The organism is Halomonas sp. 1513 (assembly GCA_001971685.1).
GTDB lineage: Bacteria > Pseudomonadota > Gammaproteobacteria > Pseudomonadales > Halomonadaceae > Franzmannia.
In genome coordinates, this window is record CP019326.1 from 2,357,279 (window position 1) to 2,374,319 (window position 17,041).

At 65.8% G+C, this 17,041-nt stretch carries 19 protein-coding genes; 2 read left to right on the plus strand and 17 right to left on the minus strand.

What is annotated here, in order from left to right; genetic code table 11:
- Positions 1-53 precede the first annotated feature (53 nt).
- Complete coding sequence (locus BWR19_10630; GenBank protein APX93347.1) at positions 54-1,058, minus strand: hypothetical protein; 1,005 nt, start codon at positions 1,056-1,058, stop codon at positions 54-56.
- 178 nt (positions 1,059-1,236) lie between these two features.
- The gene (locus BWR19_10635) at positions 1,237-1,818 is read right to left on the minus strand and encodes a hypothetical protein (protein ID APX94993.1); all 582 of its coding nucleotides are present in this window, start codon (positions 1,816-1,818) and stop codon (positions 1,237-1,239) included.
- A gap of 365 nt (positions 1,819-2,183) precedes the next feature.
- Between BWR19_10635 and BWR19_10640 the strand changes: the two genes are divergently transcribed.
- Entirely contained in the window at positions 2,184-3,185 is a 1,002-nt protein-coding gene (locus BWR19_10640; GenBank protein APX94994.1) for a 6-aminohexanoate hydrolase, read from the plus strand.
- 3 nt (positions 3,186-3,188) lie between these two features.
- Here the strand turns inward: BWR19_10640 and BWR19_10645 are convergent, their stop codons facing one another.
- The 5 genes from BWR19_10645 to BWR19_10665 are packed head-to-tail and all read right to left on the minus strand — an operon-like array spanning position 3,189 to position 8,976.
- Positions 3,189-4,604 (minus strand): glycosyl transferase, encoded by a 1,416-nt coding sequence (locus BWR19_10645; protein APX93348.1) that lies wholly within the window; start codon positions 4,602-4,604, stop codon positions 3,189-3,191.
- Complete coding sequence (locus BWR19_10650; protein APX93349.1) at positions 4,604-5,833, minus strand: hypothetical protein; 1,230 nt, start codon at positions 5,831-5,833, stop codon at positions 4,604-4,606. Before BWR19_10650 ends, BWR19_10645 begins: the two co-directional genes overlap by 1 nt.
- Positions 5,736-6,506, minus strand: a complete 771-nt coding sequence (locus tag BWR19_10655; protein ID APX93350.1) for a hypothetical protein — start codon at positions 6,504-6,506, stop codon at positions 5,736-5,738. The genes BWR19_10650 and BWR19_10655 overlap by 98 nt, the downstream gene beginning before the upstream one ends.
- Positions 6,506-6,916 carry a two-component system response regulator gene (locus tag BWR19_10660; GenBank protein ID APX93351.1) on the minus strand — a complete coding sequence of 137 codons (411 nt, stop codon included), beginning with the start codon at positions 6,914-6,916 and terminating at the stop codon, positions 6,506-6,508. Before BWR19_10660 ends, BWR19_10655 begins: the two co-directional genes overlap by 1 nt.
- Complete coding sequence (locus BWR19_10665) at positions 6,913-8,976, minus strand: hypothetical protein (protein APX93352.1); 2,064 nt, start codon at positions 8,974-8,976, stop codon at positions 6,913-6,915. The genes BWR19_10660 and BWR19_10665 overlap by 4 nt, the downstream gene beginning before the upstream one ends.
- Positions 8,977-9,101: 125 nt before the next feature.
- Between BWR19_10665 and BWR19_10670 the strand changes: the two genes are divergently transcribed.
- Positions 9,102-10,016: a hypothetical protein gene (locus BWR19_10670; GenBank protein ID APX93353.1), complete on the plus strand. Its 915-nt coding sequence runs from the start codon at positions 9,102-9,104 to the stop codon at positions 10,014-10,016.
- Between the two features lie 8 nt (positions 10,017-10,024).
- Here BWR19_10670 and BWR19_10675 read toward each other — a convergent pair whose 3' ends face one another.
- The 10 genes from BWR19_10675 to BWR19_10720 all read right to left on the minus strand — a co-directional run bounded on the left by BWR19_10675 (position 10,025) and on the right by BWR19_10720 (position 16,985).
- On the minus strand, positions 10,025-10,243 hold the full coding sequence (locus BWR19_10675; protein ID APX93354.1) for a DUF1049 domain-containing protein: 219 nt from the start codon (positions 10,241-10,243) through the stop codon (positions 10,025-10,027).
- Positions 10,244-10,285: 42 nt separating this feature from the next.
- Positions 10,286-10,759: a hypothetical protein gene (locus tag BWR19_10680; protein ID APX93355.1), complete on the minus strand. Its 474-nt coding sequence runs from the start codon at positions 10,757-10,759 to the stop codon at positions 10,286-10,288.
- A 15-nt stretch (positions 10,760-10,774) separates the two neighbouring features.
- Positions 10,775-11,296, minus strand: a complete 522-nt coding sequence (locus BWR19_10685) for a DUF1269 domain-containing protein (GenBank protein ID APX93356.1) — start codon at positions 11,294-11,296, stop codon at positions 10,775-10,777.
- A 93-nt stretch (positions 11,297-11,389) separates the two neighbouring features.
- Positions 11,390-12,397 carry a nucleoid-associated protein YejK gene (locus BWR19_10690; GenBank protein APX93357.1) on the minus strand — a complete coding sequence of 336 codons (1,008 nt, stop codon included), beginning with the start codon at positions 12,395-12,397 and terminating at the stop codon, positions 11,390-11,392.
- A gap of 45 nt (positions 12,398-12,442) precedes the next feature.
- Positions 12,443-13,204, minus strand: a complete 762-nt coding sequence (locus tag BWR19_10695; protein ID APX93358.1) for a sugar ABC transporter permease — start codon at positions 13,202-13,204, stop codon at positions 12,443-12,445.
- Positions 13,201-14,160 carry a multidrug ABC transporter ATP-binding protein gene (locus BWR19_10700; GenBank protein APX94995.1) on the minus strand — a complete coding sequence of 320 codons (960 nt, stop codon included), beginning with the start codon at positions 14,158-14,160 and terminating at the stop codon, positions 13,201-13,203. The genes BWR19_10695 and BWR19_10700 overlap by 4 nt, the downstream gene beginning before the upstream one ends.
- Positions 14,161-14,176: 16 nt before the next feature.
- A complete protein-coding gene (locus BWR19_10705) occupies positions 14,177-14,383 on the minus strand; it encodes a hypothetical protein (protein APX93359.1) in 207 nt (68 codons plus the stop codon).
- Positions 14,384-14,442: 59 nt separating this feature from the next.
- Positions 14,443-14,721 carry a peptidylprolyl isomerase gene (locus BWR19_10710; GenBank protein APX93360.1) on the minus strand — a complete coding sequence of 93 codons (279 nt, stop codon included), beginning with the start codon at positions 14,719-14,721 and terminating at the stop codon, positions 14,443-14,445.
- 18 nt (positions 14,722-14,739) lie between these two features.
- Positions 14,740-15,858: a serine hydrolase gene (locus BWR19_10715; GenBank protein ID APX93361.1), complete on the minus strand. Its 1,119-nt coding sequence runs from the start codon at positions 15,856-15,858 to the stop codon at positions 14,740-14,742.
- Positions 15,855-16,985: a hypothetical protein gene (locus tag BWR19_10720; GenBank protein APX93362.1), complete on the minus strand. Its 1,131-nt coding sequence runs from the start codon at positions 16,983-16,985 to the stop codon at positions 15,855-15,857. Before BWR19_10720 ends, BWR19_10715 begins: the two co-directional genes overlap by 4 nt.
- Positions 16,986-17,041: the final 56 nt, after the last annotated feature.

Below are 17,041 nucleotides of genomic sequence, written 5' to 3' on the forward strand. Positions count from 1 at the left end.
TGGAGGCTCGCCGCCGTGTAGTCATACCGCTACGCCACGGGCGTCAGATCAGCTCATTCGTCCTCTTCCTGCTGCGCCGCGGCTGCTTCGAGGCTGGCTTCGAGCTCGCTCAGCTCGTCACGCCAGCTGGCCAGCTGGGCTTCGAGACGCTCGAGCTGCTCGGTCCGGGCAGTGGTCTGCTCGGAGAGCTCGTTGAGGCGCGCCTCTGCCTCTTCGACCTGCGCCCGGGTTTCTTCATACTCGTTGAGGGCGCCTTCCAGGCCCTCTTCGACGTGGTCGAAGCTGCGCTGTGACGCCTCGATCTGACCATCGAGTTCGTCGACGGTCGCCTGGCGCTCCTCGGCCTGGGCTTCCAGTGCTTCGATCTCTTCCTCCAGGGCAGTGACGCGCTCCTGACCGGACTCGACCTGGCTTTCCAGCTCGGCGTGACGCCCTTCGGCCTCGGCGATCTGCTCCTCCAGTGCCTCGAACGAGTCACGCGCGCTGTCGCGGGCCTCGCGCGTCTCTTCGGCCTGGGCTTCCAGCGTTTCCAGCTCGGCCTGCTTCTGCGCGACCTGCTCGTCCAGCGCCTGGGCCTGCTCGTTGAGCTCCTCGACCTGTGCCTCGAGCTCATCGCGACGTGCCGCCAGCTCGTTTTCCTGCTCCTCGCGGCGGGCTTCGAGCTCCTCTTCCTGCTCTTGGCGCCGTGCGTCGAGCTCCTCTTCCTGCTCGGCCTGACGCGCCTCGTAGGCGGCCTCCTGATCGGCCAGCTGTGCTTCGCTATCGGCCAGTTGGTTTTCTACCTCGGCGAGGCGCTCGCGGGCCGCCTCGGCGTCGGCTTCCAGCGCCTCGAGCTGCTGCTGGGCCTCCTCGACGCTGCCCTGGGCTTCGGCGAACGTGTCGACTTCGCTGCGCAGCGCGTCGTTCTCGCCCTCGAGCACCGCGACCCGCTCCTCGAGGCTATCGCGCTCTTCGCGTGCGGAGCTCGCGCCGGAGCTGGCAATCAAGGCATAGACCAGCGCGATCGCTGCCACCCCGGCCAGGATGCGCACCCGGTTGTCGCGGGAGAGTTCACTCATTGATTGTTGTGCCATCTATCGATTCCCCTTAGTCAACTGCGTTTACGCCGCCATCGCTCGCACGACGCTAGGGTAAGACTCACTCGTTCAGCATACACATTCACGGCGACCAAGAAAGTCATTGCAACGAATTGTTATCCATCGCAGGACATACCGCCATGACTCAGGTGAAGAAGATTCAGTTCGATGAGACCGGGGTGATTCGCCAACGCGATAGCCAGGCCGAGCCCTGGACGTCCAGCCCCAGCTCCTCGAGCCACTCGACGACCTTTAGGTTCGACTGGTGCCCGGCCCAATAGTCGCGGTCGTAGGGTACGAAGTAGAGCCCGAAGGTTTCGCTGTAAACGGGGGGCTCCGGCGCTGCGGCGTGGAAGGCATCGAGGCGCTGTCGCAGCGCTTCGACGCGCTCGGACTCCGCCGAAAGTTCATAGACCCGCTGGCGCCCCTCGGGGGTCACCCGGGCGGGCAGCGGTGCGGCCTCGGTGATGTCGTGATCCATGCGTCCGAGTCCACTGTCGGTCGGCCACAGCAAGGCAGAGAGCCCGGCCAGGGTCCCGCGCCGGCCCTCCACGTACCAGTCCCACTCGCCGAAGGAGTAGCGCGTGAGGCCTTCTCGGTGAGGAATCACCAGGCTGGCGTGGCGGCCGTGATCGACCAGATAGACCGGCTGCGGCGTGTCGATGTCGACCGCGGGTGTGACCCGTGCGGCGCATCCGCAGAGCAGGGTAACGGTGAGCAAGGTGCCCAGCACCAGCAGCATTCGATAGCGGTACTTGCCCAACATATCGACACCCGCGACGCGGCTCAGCGCAAGCCGAGCAGCGACAAGACGAACATCACAACCACGATCAGGCCAATGATATAGATAATGCTGCGCATGGTGGCACTCCTTGCATCTCGAGTCGGAAGCGGGCAGCGCGACGTCATCCTGACGGCACGGCATTGCCCAGATCGGCCGGCGTTCATGCCGCCGGCCATTCCAGCCTAGCAGCCCTCATCCGCCTTGCACACCGGTAGCGCCCGGGCAACTGGCCGCGACCAGGGAACCAACGCGTTCGCAGCGAGCTCAAACCAGGCCAACCACTTCAAGGAGATGCGCCTATGCTCGCCGTGTCACAGGCATGGATGCGACCCCTCACTGCCATACTCGCCGGCGTGACACTGTGCGGACTGATGGCGGCTGGCGCAGCCGCCGATGCGCCCTCCGAGCAGGCGCTGACCGAGATGCGAGACGCCACCCAGCGACTCGACAGGGTGCATGCACTGGTGGTCGCACATGACGGCGAGATCGTCCTCGAGCACCATCAGGGCGGCCCTGGCACTACCACTCCCGCCAATGTGAAGTCACTCTCCAAGACCGTGCTGGCGGCGCTCACCGGCGCAGCCATTCACGCCGGGGTGATCGAGGACGACGATCAGCCGCTGGTCGAGTTGCTAGGCGATCGCGTGCCAGCCGATGCCGACTCGCGCGTCAACGAGATTACCGTTGGCCACCTGTTGGCACTTCAGGCCGGGCTGGAGCGCACCTCAGGCGGCAACTATGGGGCCTGGGTGGCGAGCCCTGACTGGGTCGCCGATGCCCTGCGCCGCCCCTTCGTCGATGAGCCCGGCGGTCGCATGCTCTACTCCACCGGCTCCAGCCACCTGCTGTCAGCCGCCCTGACCCAGGCCAGCGGCGAGTCGACGCTGGCACTCGCCCGGCGGCTACTCGGCGAGCCGCTATCGATCGACATTCCGGCCTGGGCGCGCGACCCGCAAGGTATCTACTTCGGCGGTAACGACATGCTGCTATCGCCGCGCGCGCTGATACAGATCGGCGAACTGTATCGTCACGACGGCCAGCTCAACGGTCAACGCATCCTGCCCGAGGACTGGGTCGAGCGCTCCTGGACCGCTCGCGGCAGTTCGCCCTGGACCAACGATGGCTATGGCTATGGCTGGTTCGTCACCACCCTGGGCGGCGAAGCGGCCTACTATGGCCGCGGCTTCGGCGGGCAGGCACTGTTCGTGGTGCCCGAGCGGGCACTGACGATTGCCATCACCGCCGACCCCAACCCGCCGTCTCCCGGCGGCCAGTTTCAGCGCCAGCTCAACGGCCTGGTCGAGACGCTCCTCGACGCCAACTAGCGCTCATTCACTGCCCCACTGCCCGCTGCGCTTCATCGCACCCCACTGGTGCTTGCGGCGGGCAAACCACTGCCACAGCCCGCGGCAGCGCCACAGGGTGTTGAGCTGGCGATAGCCGAAGTTCTCGAGTATCGCGACCAGGAACAGGCGCAGCATGTCACGGCGCCGCTGATAGACGCGAAACGACAGCGTCTCCAGCAGCAGGCCGTTGACCGACAGCAGGATACCCATGCCGATCGCCACCAGCAGGAACACCGTGAGCGCCAGGGGCGAGATGATGCCCATGCTGAAACCGACGATCATGAACAGGTAGCCTGCCACTTCGACCAGCGGCCCCAGCCACTCGAACAGGGTCATGAAAGGCCAGGCCAGATGCCCCGGCGCCCCGCCCCGTGGGCTGGTGGCCAGTCGCGTGTGGCGGCTCAGGCTCTCGGCCAGCCCGCGCTGCCAGCGGCTCCTCTGGCGTCCCAAGGTACCCAGGTCCTCGGGCGCCTCGGTCCAGCAGATCGGGTCGGGCAGGTAGCGGATGCGATACGGCAGGCGTTGCTCGCGGTGATAGCGGTGCAGGCGCACCACCAGCTCCATGTCCTCGCCCACCGTCGAGGTGCTGTAGCCGCCGACATCCATCACCCGCTGCCGATCGAACAGCCCAAAGGCACCGGAGATGATCAGCACCGCATTCATCGGCGACCAGCCGAGTCGCCCAAACAGGAAGGCACGCAGGTACTCGACGATCTGGAAGCGTGCCAGCAGGTTGTCGGGGATGCCCGCCTCGAGCAGAAAACCGCCGCGCACCTTGGAGCCGTTGGCAATACGCACGGTCCCCCCCGCCGCCACGGTGCGCTCATCCTCGAGAAACGGCTGCACCACTCGCAGCAGGCTGTCGCGCTGCAGGATGGAGTCGGCATCCACCGCGCAGAACAGCCCGTGACGGGCGGCATTGATCCCCGCATTGAGCGCATCGGCCTTGCCGCCATTGGCCTTGTCGAGCACCTTGAGATTGGCATAGCGCCGCGAGCGATAGACCCCCAGCACCTCCTGGTGCGGCACGGTGCGGCGCAGCGGCTCGGGATAGGGCTCGAGTTCGAAGGCCTCGCTCAGCACCGCCAGGGTCTCATCCTTGGAGCCGTCGTTGATCACCACTACTTCGAACTCGGGGTACTGCATCTGCAGCAGCGACAGGATCGAGGTGCGAATCGTCGCCGCCTCGTTATACGCCGGCACCAGCACCGACACCGCCGGCTCGACGCCGAGATAGGGGGCGTCCTCACCGAGCTCGGCGCGCTGGCGCATATAGCGCCGCAAGCTGATCATCGACAGCAGGTTGAGCACCAGGTAGCCGCCGTTGAGCAGCACGAAATAACCGATAAAGCCGACCTGCCCCCACCACACCCAATCGATCGCCGCCACGCTTTGCATCAAATTCCTCCTTCGGCCATGGCACGGCGCAGGGCATCCTGGCCATATCGGTCGTTCAGCCCCTCGAGCAGCGTGATCAGCTTGTCGCTGCGCATCCCCGGTAACGAGACCAGTGCATCCGCCGCTGCCTGACGCACCCACCAGTTGGCATCCTCCAGCAGCGCCGCAAGCAGCGGCGCATCGGCAGCGCTGGCCTGGCGCCGCAGGGCGGCCAACGCCGCAAGCCTCACCGTGGGCGCCTCGCTGTTGAGGCCGGCGACCAGCCGCTCACGGTCTCGCGGGTCGCACAGCTCGCCGAGGCTGCGCAGCGCCGCACAGCGCGCCTCGACATCATGGCCCTGCCACTCCCCGCTGGCCGGCGGCTCGGCCAGGAAGCGACGCGCCCAGGAGGCGGCCTGGCTCGGCTCGGCCCAGGACAGCAGCGCCACGCAGCGGCCGGTGTCACCTTGCGGCGTGTCCAGTTGCTCGAGCAAGGGGCCGCTGACGGCATCGCGGCCGGCTTGCTGGCACAGCGCCTCGAGACGCGGCAGCGCCCAGTCGCGACGTGACGCGATCAGCGGCAGGATGCGCTGCATGGCGCGCCGCGCATCCATCGCTACCAGCGTCTGGGCGGCAGCCAGGGATACCGCCGCATTGCGCGACTCGAGCAGCGGCGAAGCGGCGTACCAATGCGCGACATCCGCCAGGTAGCGCAGGCAGGTCAAGGCCACCAGGCGGTGATGCACGGCGCGACTCTCGAGCAACCCGACCACGGCATCGAGCATGCCGAGACGCTCGAGCAAGACATTGAGCCGCTGCCGGGCGGTGCCGCGCAGCTGACGCTGCATGCGACTCCACAGCAGCAGAAACCACATCCGCTCGCGGCGGCCACGCGGCGGCGACGGCAGCGCACTCTCCTCGGCCTGCATGCTCCAGGCCGCCAGGTGGGGTCGCCAGGCGGCAATGAATGCCTGACGCCGCACCTCACGCCGGGCCGCCAGCTCGGAGAGCACCAGCACCTGCGACATCACCAGCAGGGTCAGCAGTGCCAGGGCCAGTGCACTGTAGACCGCCAGTCGCAGGACGGGATCGTCCGGCAGGCTGGTGAGCCTAACCGGGGCGGCCATGATCAGCGTCACAGCGGTTTCAAGCTCAGAAGGCGCGTCGCACGCCCAGTTGGATGCCGTGACGATCGTAGAGATCGCCCTGGCTGAGAGTGCCCAGCTCCCACGACAGCGCCCAGTCGGCATCCAGCCAGTGACGGCCGCGCACGGCGAAGGAGGTCACGTCGCTGGTGATTACCTCTCCCCCCGGTATGCCCTCCTCTTCACGGCCGGTGCCGGCACGCACGCCGACTACGCTGCGTTCGTGGTAGTAGTGATCGAGTGCCACGGCGTGCCCCACCGGATTGCCGGCACCCTGGACATCGCTGACGTTGAGGGTGTAGCCGGCACGCCAGTTACCCCAGTAGCGCTCGGCGCCGAGCGCCAGGCGGTCCACCCGGGAGGCGTCGTACTCGGTGCGGCGCACGCTCGCGCTGCCCACGAACCCCTGCGGCAGACGCCGCTGCAGGCGCAGGTCGGCATACCACTTGGGCAGGAAATCCGCAGCGAACGTTCGGCCCGCCTCGGGCTGCAGTACCCAGTTTTCATCCAGGGGAATGGCGGCGCCGAGTTCGACCCCCTCATCCCAGCTGCCGAAGCGCCGCTCGCGCAGCGCCGCCGCGTACCAGGTGGTCTCACCGGGGCGGCTGGATTGCAGGTCGAGTCGCTGTGTCTGCCAGTCTACAAAGCCGCTGTCGAGGCTGTCATAGCGGTAGGAGATCTCGCCTTCGACGCGGCGCTCCTCGGCCATGGCGTTGGCGCCGGCCATCATCAGCAACGCCACAAGCCCCACGCAGCGACACACGCTTGCCCCACGCATCAACGTTTCCTCATCGAGCGACGCAGCCGCGCCAGCAGCTCGTCGGGTTGAAAGGGTTTGGTCACGTAGTCCTCGGCGCCCAGCTCGAGGGCGCGGACGATATCGGCTTCCCGCGCCTTGGCCGTCAGCATCAGCACCGGTACCGCCTGCCAGGCCGGCTGGGCACGCAGGCGCTCGAGAATTTCCAGGCCATCGTGATAGGGCAGCATGATATCCAGCAGCACCAGATCGGGGATATCGCCATCGGCAACTGGTTCGCTCAGGCGTTCCAGCGCCTGGCGCCCGTCGGCGGCATGTTCCACTGCATAGCCGTTGCGCTCGAGCAGAAAACGGATCAGGAAGGCGATGTCCTCCTCATCCTCGACCATCAGGATACGCGGCGCACTGGCACCAGCGGCGGCTTCACTCATGGGGTCTCCTTAGCGTCATTGACGGACGATGCCTCGAGGCGCGGCAGCCAGATCCAGAAACGGCTGCCCTCACCCGGCGTCGAGGTGAAATCGATGGTGCCGTGCATCTCCTCGACCAGCGCCCGGGTGATGGCCAGGCCCAGCCCGGTGCCGCCGATACGCCGCCGGTCGGAGGCATCGGCCTGGGCGAAGCGGTCGAAGACCCGCGGCTGAAACGCCACGGGAATGCCGCTCCCATGATCGGTAACCGACACCTCCAGTCCAGCGTCCCTTCGCCTCTGACCAACCACCACCCGGCCACCGGGCGGCGAGTGCTTGCAGGCGTTGGAGATCAGGTTGGCCAGCACCTGGGCGAAGCGATGGCGGTCGACCCTCACCCAGTCGTCCAGCGGCGGCCCCTCGGCCTCCAGGGTAATCTCGAAACTTGCCGCGAGCGGCGAATTATCGCGCAGTGCCGACTCGATCAGCGTGCTGAGCGGCAGCGTTTCCCACTGGAACGACAGCCGCCCAGACTCGCGTTTTTCGATATCCAGGATGTCGTTGATCAGGTGCACCAGCCGCTCGCTATTGTGATCGGCGATCTCCAGCAGCGGGGTGGCATCGTCGGGCAGGGCGCCGACCATCCCGCTATTGAGCATGCTCACTGCCCCGCGAATGGCGGTCAAGGGCGTGCGCAGCTCATGGCTGACGGTGGCGATGAACTCGGCCTTCATGCGTTCCATTTCGCGCCGCTCGGTGATGTCCACCGCCACCGCCAGCAGGTAGCGGCTGCCGTCGGAGAGCGTCAACGGCCGCTTGAGTAGCTGCAGCCAGCGGGTCCGGCCCTCGGCGTCCTGCACCTCGAGCGCCATGGCGCGCTGCTCAGGCTTGCCCGCCAGCAGCTCGCTATCGCCGGCCATCAGCGGCAGCATGCACTGGCCATGGCGGAGCTCGGCGGCGCACAGCCCCTCCAGCTGTTCGGGACTGACGCCCAGGAAGGCGGCAAAGGCCTGGTTGCACATGCGGAAGCGGCCGCTGACGTCGCGGGCAAAGATCAGGTTTTCATCGGCATCGACGACGCTGCGCAAGAAGGTCTGCTGGTCGCGCAGCCGCCGCCGGCTGCGCAGCCGGTCGGTGACATCGCGACATACCGCCAGATACTCACCGTCGCGGGTCGGCAGCATGCGCACTTCGAATTCGTCACCGCTAGGGGCCTGCCACATGAAACTGTGCAGTAGCTCGTCGTCGCCCTCGCCGAGCCGCTCGGTCAGCTCGGCGGCAAAGCCTGACTCGACGGGCAGCTGAGCCTGCGCACGATCCGTCAGGTGATGCACCCCCTCACCGGGCACGATGCGATAGAGCTCGTCGGGCACCGCCTCGAGCAGCGCCTCCATGCGCGCCTCTCGCTGCAGCGCCTCGAGCGCCAGCCCTCGCCGCAGACGCAGATTACGGTTGACCGTCAGGAACGCCGCCAGCAGCAGCCCCCCCGCCAGCAGGGCACCCAGCGGCCCCAGCCAGCGCAGCTGCTCCGCTTGCGACTCGGCGCGCTGGGTATCTGCCGCCAGACGATCGCGCTCATCGACTTCCAGCTGCCCGAGGGTGAGTCGTATACGCTCCATGGTCTGACGCCCCCCGGCAGCCAGCAGGCGTAGCGAGGCAGCTTCCAGACCGTCGCTCTCGCGCACGGCGATATTGGCCTCGCTGATCTCGAGGCGCCGCGCGATCAACTCATCGAGTTCCTCCAGGGGTGCTTGATCGGCCACGCCGCGTAACGCCAGCAGTTGTTGCAGGGACTCGCGCTCGGTGGCGATCCGTTCGAGGGCTTGATGGTAGGGCTGAAGGTAGGCGGTCTGGCCGGTGATCACGAAGCCGCGCTCGCCGGTTTCGACATCCTGCAGGGTCAGCAACATGTCCTGAATGACGGTGATCAGTTCTAGGCTGCGATTGACCTCGTGGTTGGCCGTCAGCAGCGCCTGCTGCACGCGCATGCCTTGCCAGCCCAGACCCAGCAGCAGCGTAAAGGCGACAATGAACGCGAGGGTATGGCGCCAGGTACCGGGGATGTGTCCTGCGTCGTGCAATCGTCAAGCTCCCTGCTGATGGATGGCGGTCGCGGTGGAGAGTACCCTGAACGACCGGCTTGCTCATCCATCCACTAACACATGATGACGCATAGCATAGCCGTTTCATCCATCAGGAGTCATTGATGCAACCCACACGCCGCTGGCTCGCCACTCTGCTGCCACATCTTGCCCGCTTTGCCTGGCGTGTCATAGCCGCCTTTATGCGCAATCGCGGCATCCTGCTGGCCGGCGGCGTAGGCTATAACGTGCTGCTCTCGGTGGTACCGCTGTTGGCGCTGGTCGCCGTGCTGCTGACCCGAATCGTCAACGAGCAGCAGCTGCTCGCGGTGATGACAGTACAGACGCAGCACCTGGCGCCGGCGCATGCCGATATCCTGCTCGATGCCGTACGCGCCCTGGTCGCATCCCGGGATGCCATCGGCACCCTGGGCCTGCTGGTGCTGCTGCTGTTCAGCTCGTTCGCCTTTCGCATGCTGGAGGATGCCATGGCGATCATCTTCCACCAACCCGACAATCCCAGTCGGCGCAGTGCCTGGGTCTCGGCGCTGCTGCCCTACGCCTTCATGCTGGTGCTAGGCAGCGGGATTCTGGGACTTACCCTGATGGCCTCCATGGCCAGCGCCATCAACGACCTGTGGCTGGCAATCCTCGGCCGCGAGCTGCCGCTGGTCGGATTCTCCCAGGCGGCGCTCAACCTGTTCAGCTTCGTTGGCGTATTCGCACTGTTCAGCGCCGTCTACAAGGTACTGCCGGTGGTGCGCATCGCACTACGGCGTGCACTGATCGGCGGGTTCGTGGCCGCGTTGCTGTGGGAAGGGGTCAGGCTGTTGCTGGTGGTCTATTTCGCCCAGATATCCTTCGTCAACGTCGTCTACGGCTCGCTGGCCACGCTGATCGTGGTGCTGCTGAGCCTCGAGGTCGGCGCCATCATCCTGCTGCTCGGCGGGCAGGTCATTGCCGAACTGGAGCATAGCGATCGGGTCGGGGTGGCCTGGCACGTCGACCCGCGCCATGCGGTGATCACCACCGTCGACTAGTCGACCCATCAGCGCCTCGGCTCACGCGAGCGCAGGCGCTTCAACAGCGCCATCAGGCTCTTGCCGCTGACCATCCCCAGCACGTAGATCAGCACCATCGACAGCGCCAGCGGCAGCGACAGGCTCCAGGCGAGGAAATTGATCTCCACCACGCGGATGTTCTGCACGAACAGCACCACGATGATCAGCGTGATCAGGATCTTGAGAATCAGGTATACCTTGTCCATGGCAGGCGTCCTTTCAAGTGCTGGAACAGGGATAGTGCGCACTCAGGGGCGCGGGTCATCGGCTCCACGGGCGTTCTGCACCGCCAGCTTGGCGAGGATGAAGTCGCTGTGACCGACGTGCAGCAGGTCGGCCAGGCGCCGAATACGGTGCTCCTCGAGTGGGTCGATGCTGCCGTCGGCCCAGGCCAACTGCCACATCAGTTGCACCAGTTCACAGCGCTGGGGGTAGCCGTAGTGCTCCTTGATCAGGCTGACGAACTGGTAGTGGTCAACGGCGTCCTCGACCTCGCGCTGGGCCAGCGCCATCAACTCATCGACTGCGGCGTCGCTGAGATGATAGCGCTCGACCAGCATGCGGCGCAGGGTGTCGAGTTCTGCCTCGCTGGTGGCATAGTCGGCGCGCATTACCTCGCACAGCAGCGCCGCAGTGGCGAGCTCCAGGGTCAGCGTGCGATCCGCCCTGGCCTCGGGTTCGGCCAGGGCGCGTTGGAAGAACTGCTGAATGGCATCGAGCATTCGCCACGGGCTCCGTCAGTGGCCTTGGCCGACCGGCCGGGCATCGTCCCGAGCCGTGATCTTATCGATCACTACCTCGGGGTGATGGCGACGCACCATCTCCTTGACGGTCTCCTCCTTGTCACTGGGGACGTCAGCGATCATCAGCAGCGCGCCGCGGTTGAGCTCGCGCTTGTACTTGCTGACTTTCACGTCCTTGACCGAGACCCCCACCATGGTGCTGGTCCAGAGGCCGAACAGGCCGCCGAACACCGCCATCGCCGGCACGATCACTACCAGGCTCGGCCCCAGCACAAAGTGAATGACGACACCCAGCACGGCGCCTAGTCCGGCGCCGACCGGCACCCCGCGCTTGGGGGCGTTCATAACGTCAGTGGTCTCGCGCACGGTAGCCACCGGCACGCCTTCACGCTCCAGTGGCTTCCAGTTGCGGCCTACCACGTGAAGGTCATCCTTAGTAAGCCCCATCTGATTGAGCTCGTCAGCAATGTCCGAGGTGGTATCGGCATTCGGTGCTAGAAAATACAGGCGTTGCATGATGATGCTCCCCTTCCTTGTGAACGATTCCCGAGGTAGTCCCCCTCGGTATAAAGCCTATCTGTCTCCTACTAGCGACAAGTATAGTCGATTTCAGGTTCCCTTCTGACGCTGCTTGAGCTGATCGCGCAATTGGCTGGGCAGTGTCTTGATGATCAAGCGCTCCCGCGTCTCATCGTACTCGACGCTCGAGCCCAGCAGGTGAGAGTCGAAGCTGATCGAGACACCCGCGGCACGTCCGGTGAAGCGCCGAAACTGGTTGAGGGTGCGTTTGTCGGGGGGAATTTCAGGCGCCAGCCCGTAGTCGGCGTGGCGAATATGCTCGTAGAACGCCTTGGGTTGCTGTTCGTCGACCAGCGCCGATAGCTCATCCAGGGTGATCGGCTCGCCGCGGCTGAGCTGCTCGCTGGCATAGTCGACCAGCGCGTCGGTCTTCTCGCGGCTGGCGTCCTCGTCGAAGTCGCCCTGTTCGACGTAGTCGCTGAACGCCTTGAGCAGGGTGCGGGTCTCGCTGGGTGCATCGATGCTCTCCTCGACACCGAGCAGCTCGACCAGACTCTCGGCAAGTTTCTTGCCGCCGCGGTCCTTGAGAAAGGAGACGTACTGGACGCCGGGTGAGTCGCTGCGCCACTGGCTGAGGTTGATGCGCGCCGCCAGGGTCAGTTGGCCGAGATTGAGCTGGGCGGCCGGCACCGCCTGGTGCGCAGCGTCGATCCCGATACCCTGTCGCTGCTGCAGCAGTGCCAGGCTGAGGCTCTCCGCCTCGCCGCGACGACTGTGGTCGAACACCAGATAGCCGCCCACCGAGAGGCGGTCCTCGAGCAGGCCGGCCAGCCGCTCGGCGATCGAGCGAGTGACATCGGCGAAGTCGCGCTGAGCGTCGAGATAGGCGCTCAACCAGCCGGCCAGCGGACTCGACGCCTCGCCCTCGGCGAAGGCGCCCCAGCCCTTGGGCTTGGGGTTGTAGGCATCGCTGATGGCGGCCACCAGCTCGGCCATGACCGCACTTTCGGGGTGGACGTCGGGCGCGGGCCTGACCACCAGGCGGTCGTTGTCGCCGCTAGGCTCCAGGCGATGAATGATGCTGTGCAGTACGGGCATAGATCACGCTTGAACAAGAGGGCTGAAGTGGCCGTGAGCCAGCGCTCACGGCTTGAGGCGGTAACCGCTGCGGAACATCCAGGCGATGACCGCCAGGCACACGGCCAGGAAGAACAGGATCATCGCCACGCTGGCCACCAGGCTGACATCGCTGATGCCGTAGAAACTCCAGCGAAACCCGCTGACCAGATAGACCACCGGATTGAACAGCGTCAGGGTCTGCCACACCGGCGGCAGCATGTCGATGGAATAGAAGCTGCCGCCGAGGAAGGTCAGTGGCGTGATTACCAGCAGCGGCACCAGCTGCAGCTTGTCGAAGCCGTCGGCCCAGATGCCGATGATGAAACCCAGCAGGCTGAAGGTCACCGCGGTCAGGATCAGAAAGGTCAGCATCCACAGCGGGTGGGCGATCTCCAGCGGCACGAACAAACCCGCCGTAGCGAGGATGATCAGCCCCAGCAGGATCGACTTGGTGGCCGCGGCGCCGACGTAGCCAATGACGATCTCGACATGCGAGATCGGCGCCGACAGCAGCTCGTAGATGCTCCCCGAGAACTTGGGGAAGAAGATCCCGAACGAGGCATTCGAGACGCTCTGGGTCAACAGCATCAGCATGATCAAGCCGGGCACGATGAAGGCGCCGTAGCTGACCCCGTCGATCTCGCTGATCCGCGAGCCGATGGCGGCGCCGAACACCACGAAGTAGAGCGAGGTGGAGATCACCGGCGAGACGATGCTCTGCAGCAGGGTGCGACGCGTGCGCGCCATCTCGGCGGCGTAGATGGCGCGCACCGGATAGAGGTTCATGAGCGCTCCTTGACCAGGTCGACGAAGATGTCCTCCAGCGAACTCTGGCGGGTATGCAGGTCCTTGAAGGCAATACCCGCCGTATCGAGGTCACCGAGCAGCGCGGTGATACCGCTGCCCTCCTCCGAGCCGTCGTAGGTATAGATCAGTTGGCTGCCGTCGGCGGCCAGCTGCAGGTCGTAGTGGGTCAGGGCCGCCGGCACCTCGGCCAGCGGCGTGTGCAGGTCCAGGGTCAACTGCTTGCTGCCGAGCTTGCGCATCAGCGCCGCCTTCTCCTCCACCAGCACGATCTGGCCGCCGTTGATGACGCCGATGCGATCGGCCATCTCCTCGGCTTCCTCGATGTAGTGGGTGGTCAGGATGATGGTCACGCCGCTGTCGCTGAGCTGGCGCACCACCTGCCACATCTCGCGGCGCAGCTCGACGTCGACGCCCGCGGTGGGCTCGTCGAGGAATAGGATGCGCGGCTCGTGGGAGAGCGCCTTGGCGATCAGCACCCGACGCTTCATGCCGCCGGACAGGGTGATCAAGCGATTGTTGCGCTTGTCCCACAGCGCCAGCGACTTGAGCACCCGCTCGATATGGCCAGGATCCGGCGGCTTGCCAAACAGCCCACGGCTGAAACTGACCGTATTCCATACCGTCTCGAAGGCTTCGTTGGTCAGTTCCTGTGGCACCAGGCCGATCAGCGCCCGCGCCTGGCGGTAGTCGCGCACATTGTCGTAACCATCGACCCGCACTTCACCGCCGCTGGGATTGACCAGCCCGCAGACCACGCTGATCAACGTGGTCTTGCCGGCACCGTTGGGGCCCAGCAGAGCGAAGATCTCGCCGCGATGAATGCTCAGGTCGACGGACTTGAGGGCATGAAAGCCGCCGGCATAGACCTTGTCAAGCCCGGTGATGCGGATCACCGGCTCGGTGGCTGCGCCGCGCGTGTCCGGGTCGGCGAGCAGTGATGCCTGATGCAGGTCATTCAAGCTCGATGGTTCCATCAAAGGTGACCGTGAGGTCGAGGCCCTCGACGTTGAGGGTCATGGTCGCCGGCAGCGACTCGTTGCCGCTGATACGCCCCTCGGCGCGGGCCTTGTCGACGGCCTGCTCGATTTCACGCTGCGAACTGACGCCCACGGTCTTGAGAAACTTGCGCAGGCTCAGATTGAAGGCTTCTTCATTCATGGCGGTCTCCTCATGAGAACGGCGCCCAGCGACGACCTCGCTGGGCATCAGGCAAAGCATCACGTGCGCTCGGTGACTTCCAGCAGATGATAACCGAACTGGGTCTTGACCGGCCCCTGGACCTGATTCAGCTCGGCGCTGAACACCACCTTGTCGAACTCGGGCACCATCTGACCGGGGCCGAAGCTGCCCAGATCACCGCCCTGGCGGCCCGACGGGCAGGACGAATGGGCCTTGGCGACCTCGGCAAAGTCTTTGCCGCCCTCGATCTCCTGCTTGAGGGCAAGGCATTTCTCTTCGCTGTCGACCAGAATATGACGTGCGCTGGCGCGGGCCATGGTAGGACCTCCTGAACATCACTCTATGAATGGGACTGGCAAGCTTAGCACGCCGCTCGCCTCGATGGCCGCCCCCACCTCGGCCAGTAGCCGCTCATGGGGAACCACGTCCAGCGGTCCGCGCGTGCAGGCCACTACCGCCACCTGACGCTGGCCGCCACGCTGGGCAATGCCGGCATCGCAGGTGCGGCGATGCTGGGTGCCGGTCTTGTGGGCATAGACCACGTCATCGCCGAATCCGGCCTTGAGGCGCGCCTCGCCGGAGCGGGTGCGCCGCATGACCGCCAGCAGCGCCTCGCGGCTGGCAGCGCTCAAGCCGGCCTGACTAGGCCCACCGCGCGCCAGGGTCGCCAGCAGCTCGCCGAACGCCACCAGCGTGCCGCCGTTGAGCGCGCTGGCCTCGTAGGCATCGAAGGCGGCGTCGTAGGTGTCCAGCTTGAGCTCCTCCCGCGCCACCCCCAGGCGCTCGGCGAAGGCGGTCACGCGGGTGGCGAGATCGTCGTTATGGCGTAGCGCGATATAGTCCATACCGCCGAGGTCGCGGGCATCGGGATGCAGTTCGCCGAACAGCGCGTGGCGTACCTCGAGCAGGCTGGTGATCTCGCCCAACTGGGCGGGGTCACCGCCGGCCGCGGCGACCATATCCCGGGCACGGCGGTTGCTCGCGGCAAGGCCGACCCGACGGATCAGCATGTCGCTGGCGGTGTTGTCGCTGACGGTGAGCATCTCATCGAGCAGGAAGCGCAGTGTCAGCCGGCTGCCCGGCTCCTGCCAGTTGGTCTGACCGGCGCCGTCGACGTAGTCACTGCGGGTCAGGGTCAGGCGCTCGTCGAGGCTCAGCTCGCCCTGGTCGAGACGAGCGAACGCCTCCACCGCCACCGGCACCTTGATCAGCGACGCCAGGTACCAGTCACGATCCGCTCGCCACGACAGCGCCTCACCGCTGTGCAGATCCTGGACGTAGACCCCGAATTCGCCCGAAAAATCGCGCTCCAGTTCCGCCAGACGCGTCTCCAGCGGCGCCTGCCAGGCGCTGCGCTTGTCGACCTGGTAGTACCAGTCAGCGTGCATCCCTGCGGCGTGGAGAGCACTGCTGACCAGCAGCAGCATCAGGCAGCAGATCGCGCGATATATCATTTGTTGGCTCCTATCCAGCGCGTCAGGGCGATCCAGCCCGCTGCCCCCAGCACCAGTGCCACGCCGATACCCAGTACCTGGGGATAGCTGTAGACCTGCCAGCTGTCGAGCAGGAAGCGCAGCACCAGGAAGATCGCCACGATATGGAAGATGAACGCCTTGAGCGCATCCGAGCCGATCAGGGTGATCGGTAGCAGCACTCGCGACAAGCGCTCGCCGCCGGCCAGCGCCGCCGCCAGGATCACCAGCGCCCCACCCACGCTGAACAGCATGAAGGCCAGCTCTGGGGGATGCTTGCCGACGTTGCGCGCCACCGCCATCAGCGCAGCGTGCACCTCGCCAGCGAGGGCGGCGAGCACGAAAAATGCCGCCAGCATGACGCCCCCCAGGCCCAGCAGGGTCATTACCAGACGCCGCCGCCAGGCGGGCGTGAAATAGCAGCGTAGCAGCGCCTCGCCGATCAGCAGCCCGGCCATGATCAGCGGCGCCCGCGACAGCTGTCCCCAGGCGTAATGATCCTCATGGTCGACCAGCAGCGCCTTGAGGATGTCATTGCCGCCGAAGTCGACGCCCTGCAGCCAAGCCGCCAGCGCAGTGACCAGCACCATCGCCGCCAGGCGACTCCACAGCGGGGCACGTGCCCACAGCGGCAGGGCCAGCGGCACCCATATCAGGGCGATGGCATAGAAGCCGAGGATCTCGACCCAGATCGCGAAGTTGTTCCACAGCAGGGTGGCGAGAATATCTTCCGGAGCATACAGCGGCAGCATCTCGACGACGGTCAGCGCCTTGTACCAGAACAGCACCTCGAGGCCGCGCAGCCACAGCTTGAGGCGTCGACGCGGCCAGCCGGCGCCGCGCGCATGGGGCAAGAACGCCACGGCGAGTGCAATGCCGAACACCAGAATGAACAGCGAGGAGGAGAACTTGGTGATCAGGTGCACCGGCACCATGCCCCACTCCGGCACCAGCCGCAGGCCCAGCAGCCCGCTCACCGCATGGCTGACGATCATCAGGGCGATTGCCACACCCCGCGCCAGGTCGATGGCCGCGATGCGCCCCTCGGCGCGCGGTAGATGTGGCGCATCCCGCAGATGGCGCCGCAACTCGGCTGTGGTGTGGTTCATAGCACTCGTCCCTGTGTCGACCATGAGAAATAAGAAATAAAGGCATCCACTTTTGC

Coding starts and splice junctions, on each gene's coding strand:
- BWR19_10675 (APX93354.1), bottom strand. CDS start 10,243: ATGGACAAGGTATACCTGATTCTCAAGATCCTGATCACGCTGATCATC.
- BWR19_10630 (APX93347.1), bottom strand. CDS start 1,058: ATGAGTGAACTCTCCCGCGACAACCGGGTGCGCATCCTGGCCGGGGTG.
- BWR19_10680 (APX93355.1), bottom strand. CDS start 10,759: ATGCTCGATGCCATTCAGCAGTTCTTCCAACGCGCCCTGGCCGAACCC.
- BWR19_10715 (APX93361.1), bottom strand. CDS start 15,858: ATGATATATCGCGCGATCTGCTGCCTGATGCTGCTGCTGGTCAGCAGT.
- BWR19_10695 (APX93358.1), bottom strand. CDS start 13,204: ATGAACCTCTATCCGGTGCGCGCCATCTACGCCGCCGAGATGGCGCGC.
- BWR19_10670 (APX93353.1), top strand. CDS start 9,102: ATGCAACCCACACGCCGCTGGCTCGCCACTCTGCTGCCACATCTTGCC.
- BWR19_10640 (APX94994.1), top strand. CDS start 2,184: ATGCGACCCCTCACTGCCATACTCGCCGGCGTGACACTGTGCGGACTG.
- BWR19_10660 (APX93351.1), bottom strand. CDS start 6,916: ATGAGTGAAGCCGCCGCTGGTGCCAGTGCGCCGCGTATCCTGATGGTC.
- BWR19_10690 (APX93357.1), bottom strand. CDS start 12,397: ATGCCCGTACTGCACAGCATCATTCATCGCCTGGAGCCTAGCGGCGAC.
- BWR19_10635 (APX94993.1), bottom strand. CDS start 1,818: ATGCTGCTGGTGCTGGGCACCTTGCTCACCGTTACCCTGCTCTGCGGA.
- BWR19_10650 (APX93349.1), bottom strand. CDS start 5,833: ATGCCGACTGGGCGCTGTCGTGGGAGCTGGGCACTCTCAGCCAGGGCG.
- BWR19_10710 (APX93360.1), bottom strand. CDS start 14,721: ATGGCCCGCGCCAGCGCACGTCATATTCTGGTCGACAGCGAAGAGAAA.
- BWR19_10705 (APX93359.1), bottom strand. CDS start 14,383: ATGAATGAAGAAGCCTTCAATCTGAGCCTGCGCAAGTTTCTCAAGACC.
- BWR19_10720 (APX93362.1), bottom strand. CDS start 16,985: ATGAACCACACCACAGCCGAGTTGCGGCGCCATCTGCGGGATGCGCCA.
- BWR19_10655 (APX93350.1), bottom strand. CDS start 6,506: ATGCGTGGGGCAAGCGTGTGTCGCTGCGTGGGGCTTGTGGCGTTGCTG.
- BWR19_10645 (APX93348.1), bottom strand. CDS start 4,604: ATGCAAAGCGTGGCGGCGATCGATTGGGTGTGGTGGGGGCAGGTCGGC.
- BWR19_10685 (APX93356.1), bottom strand. CDS start 11,296: ATGCAACGCCTGTATTTTCTAGCACCGAATGCCGATACCACCTCGGAC.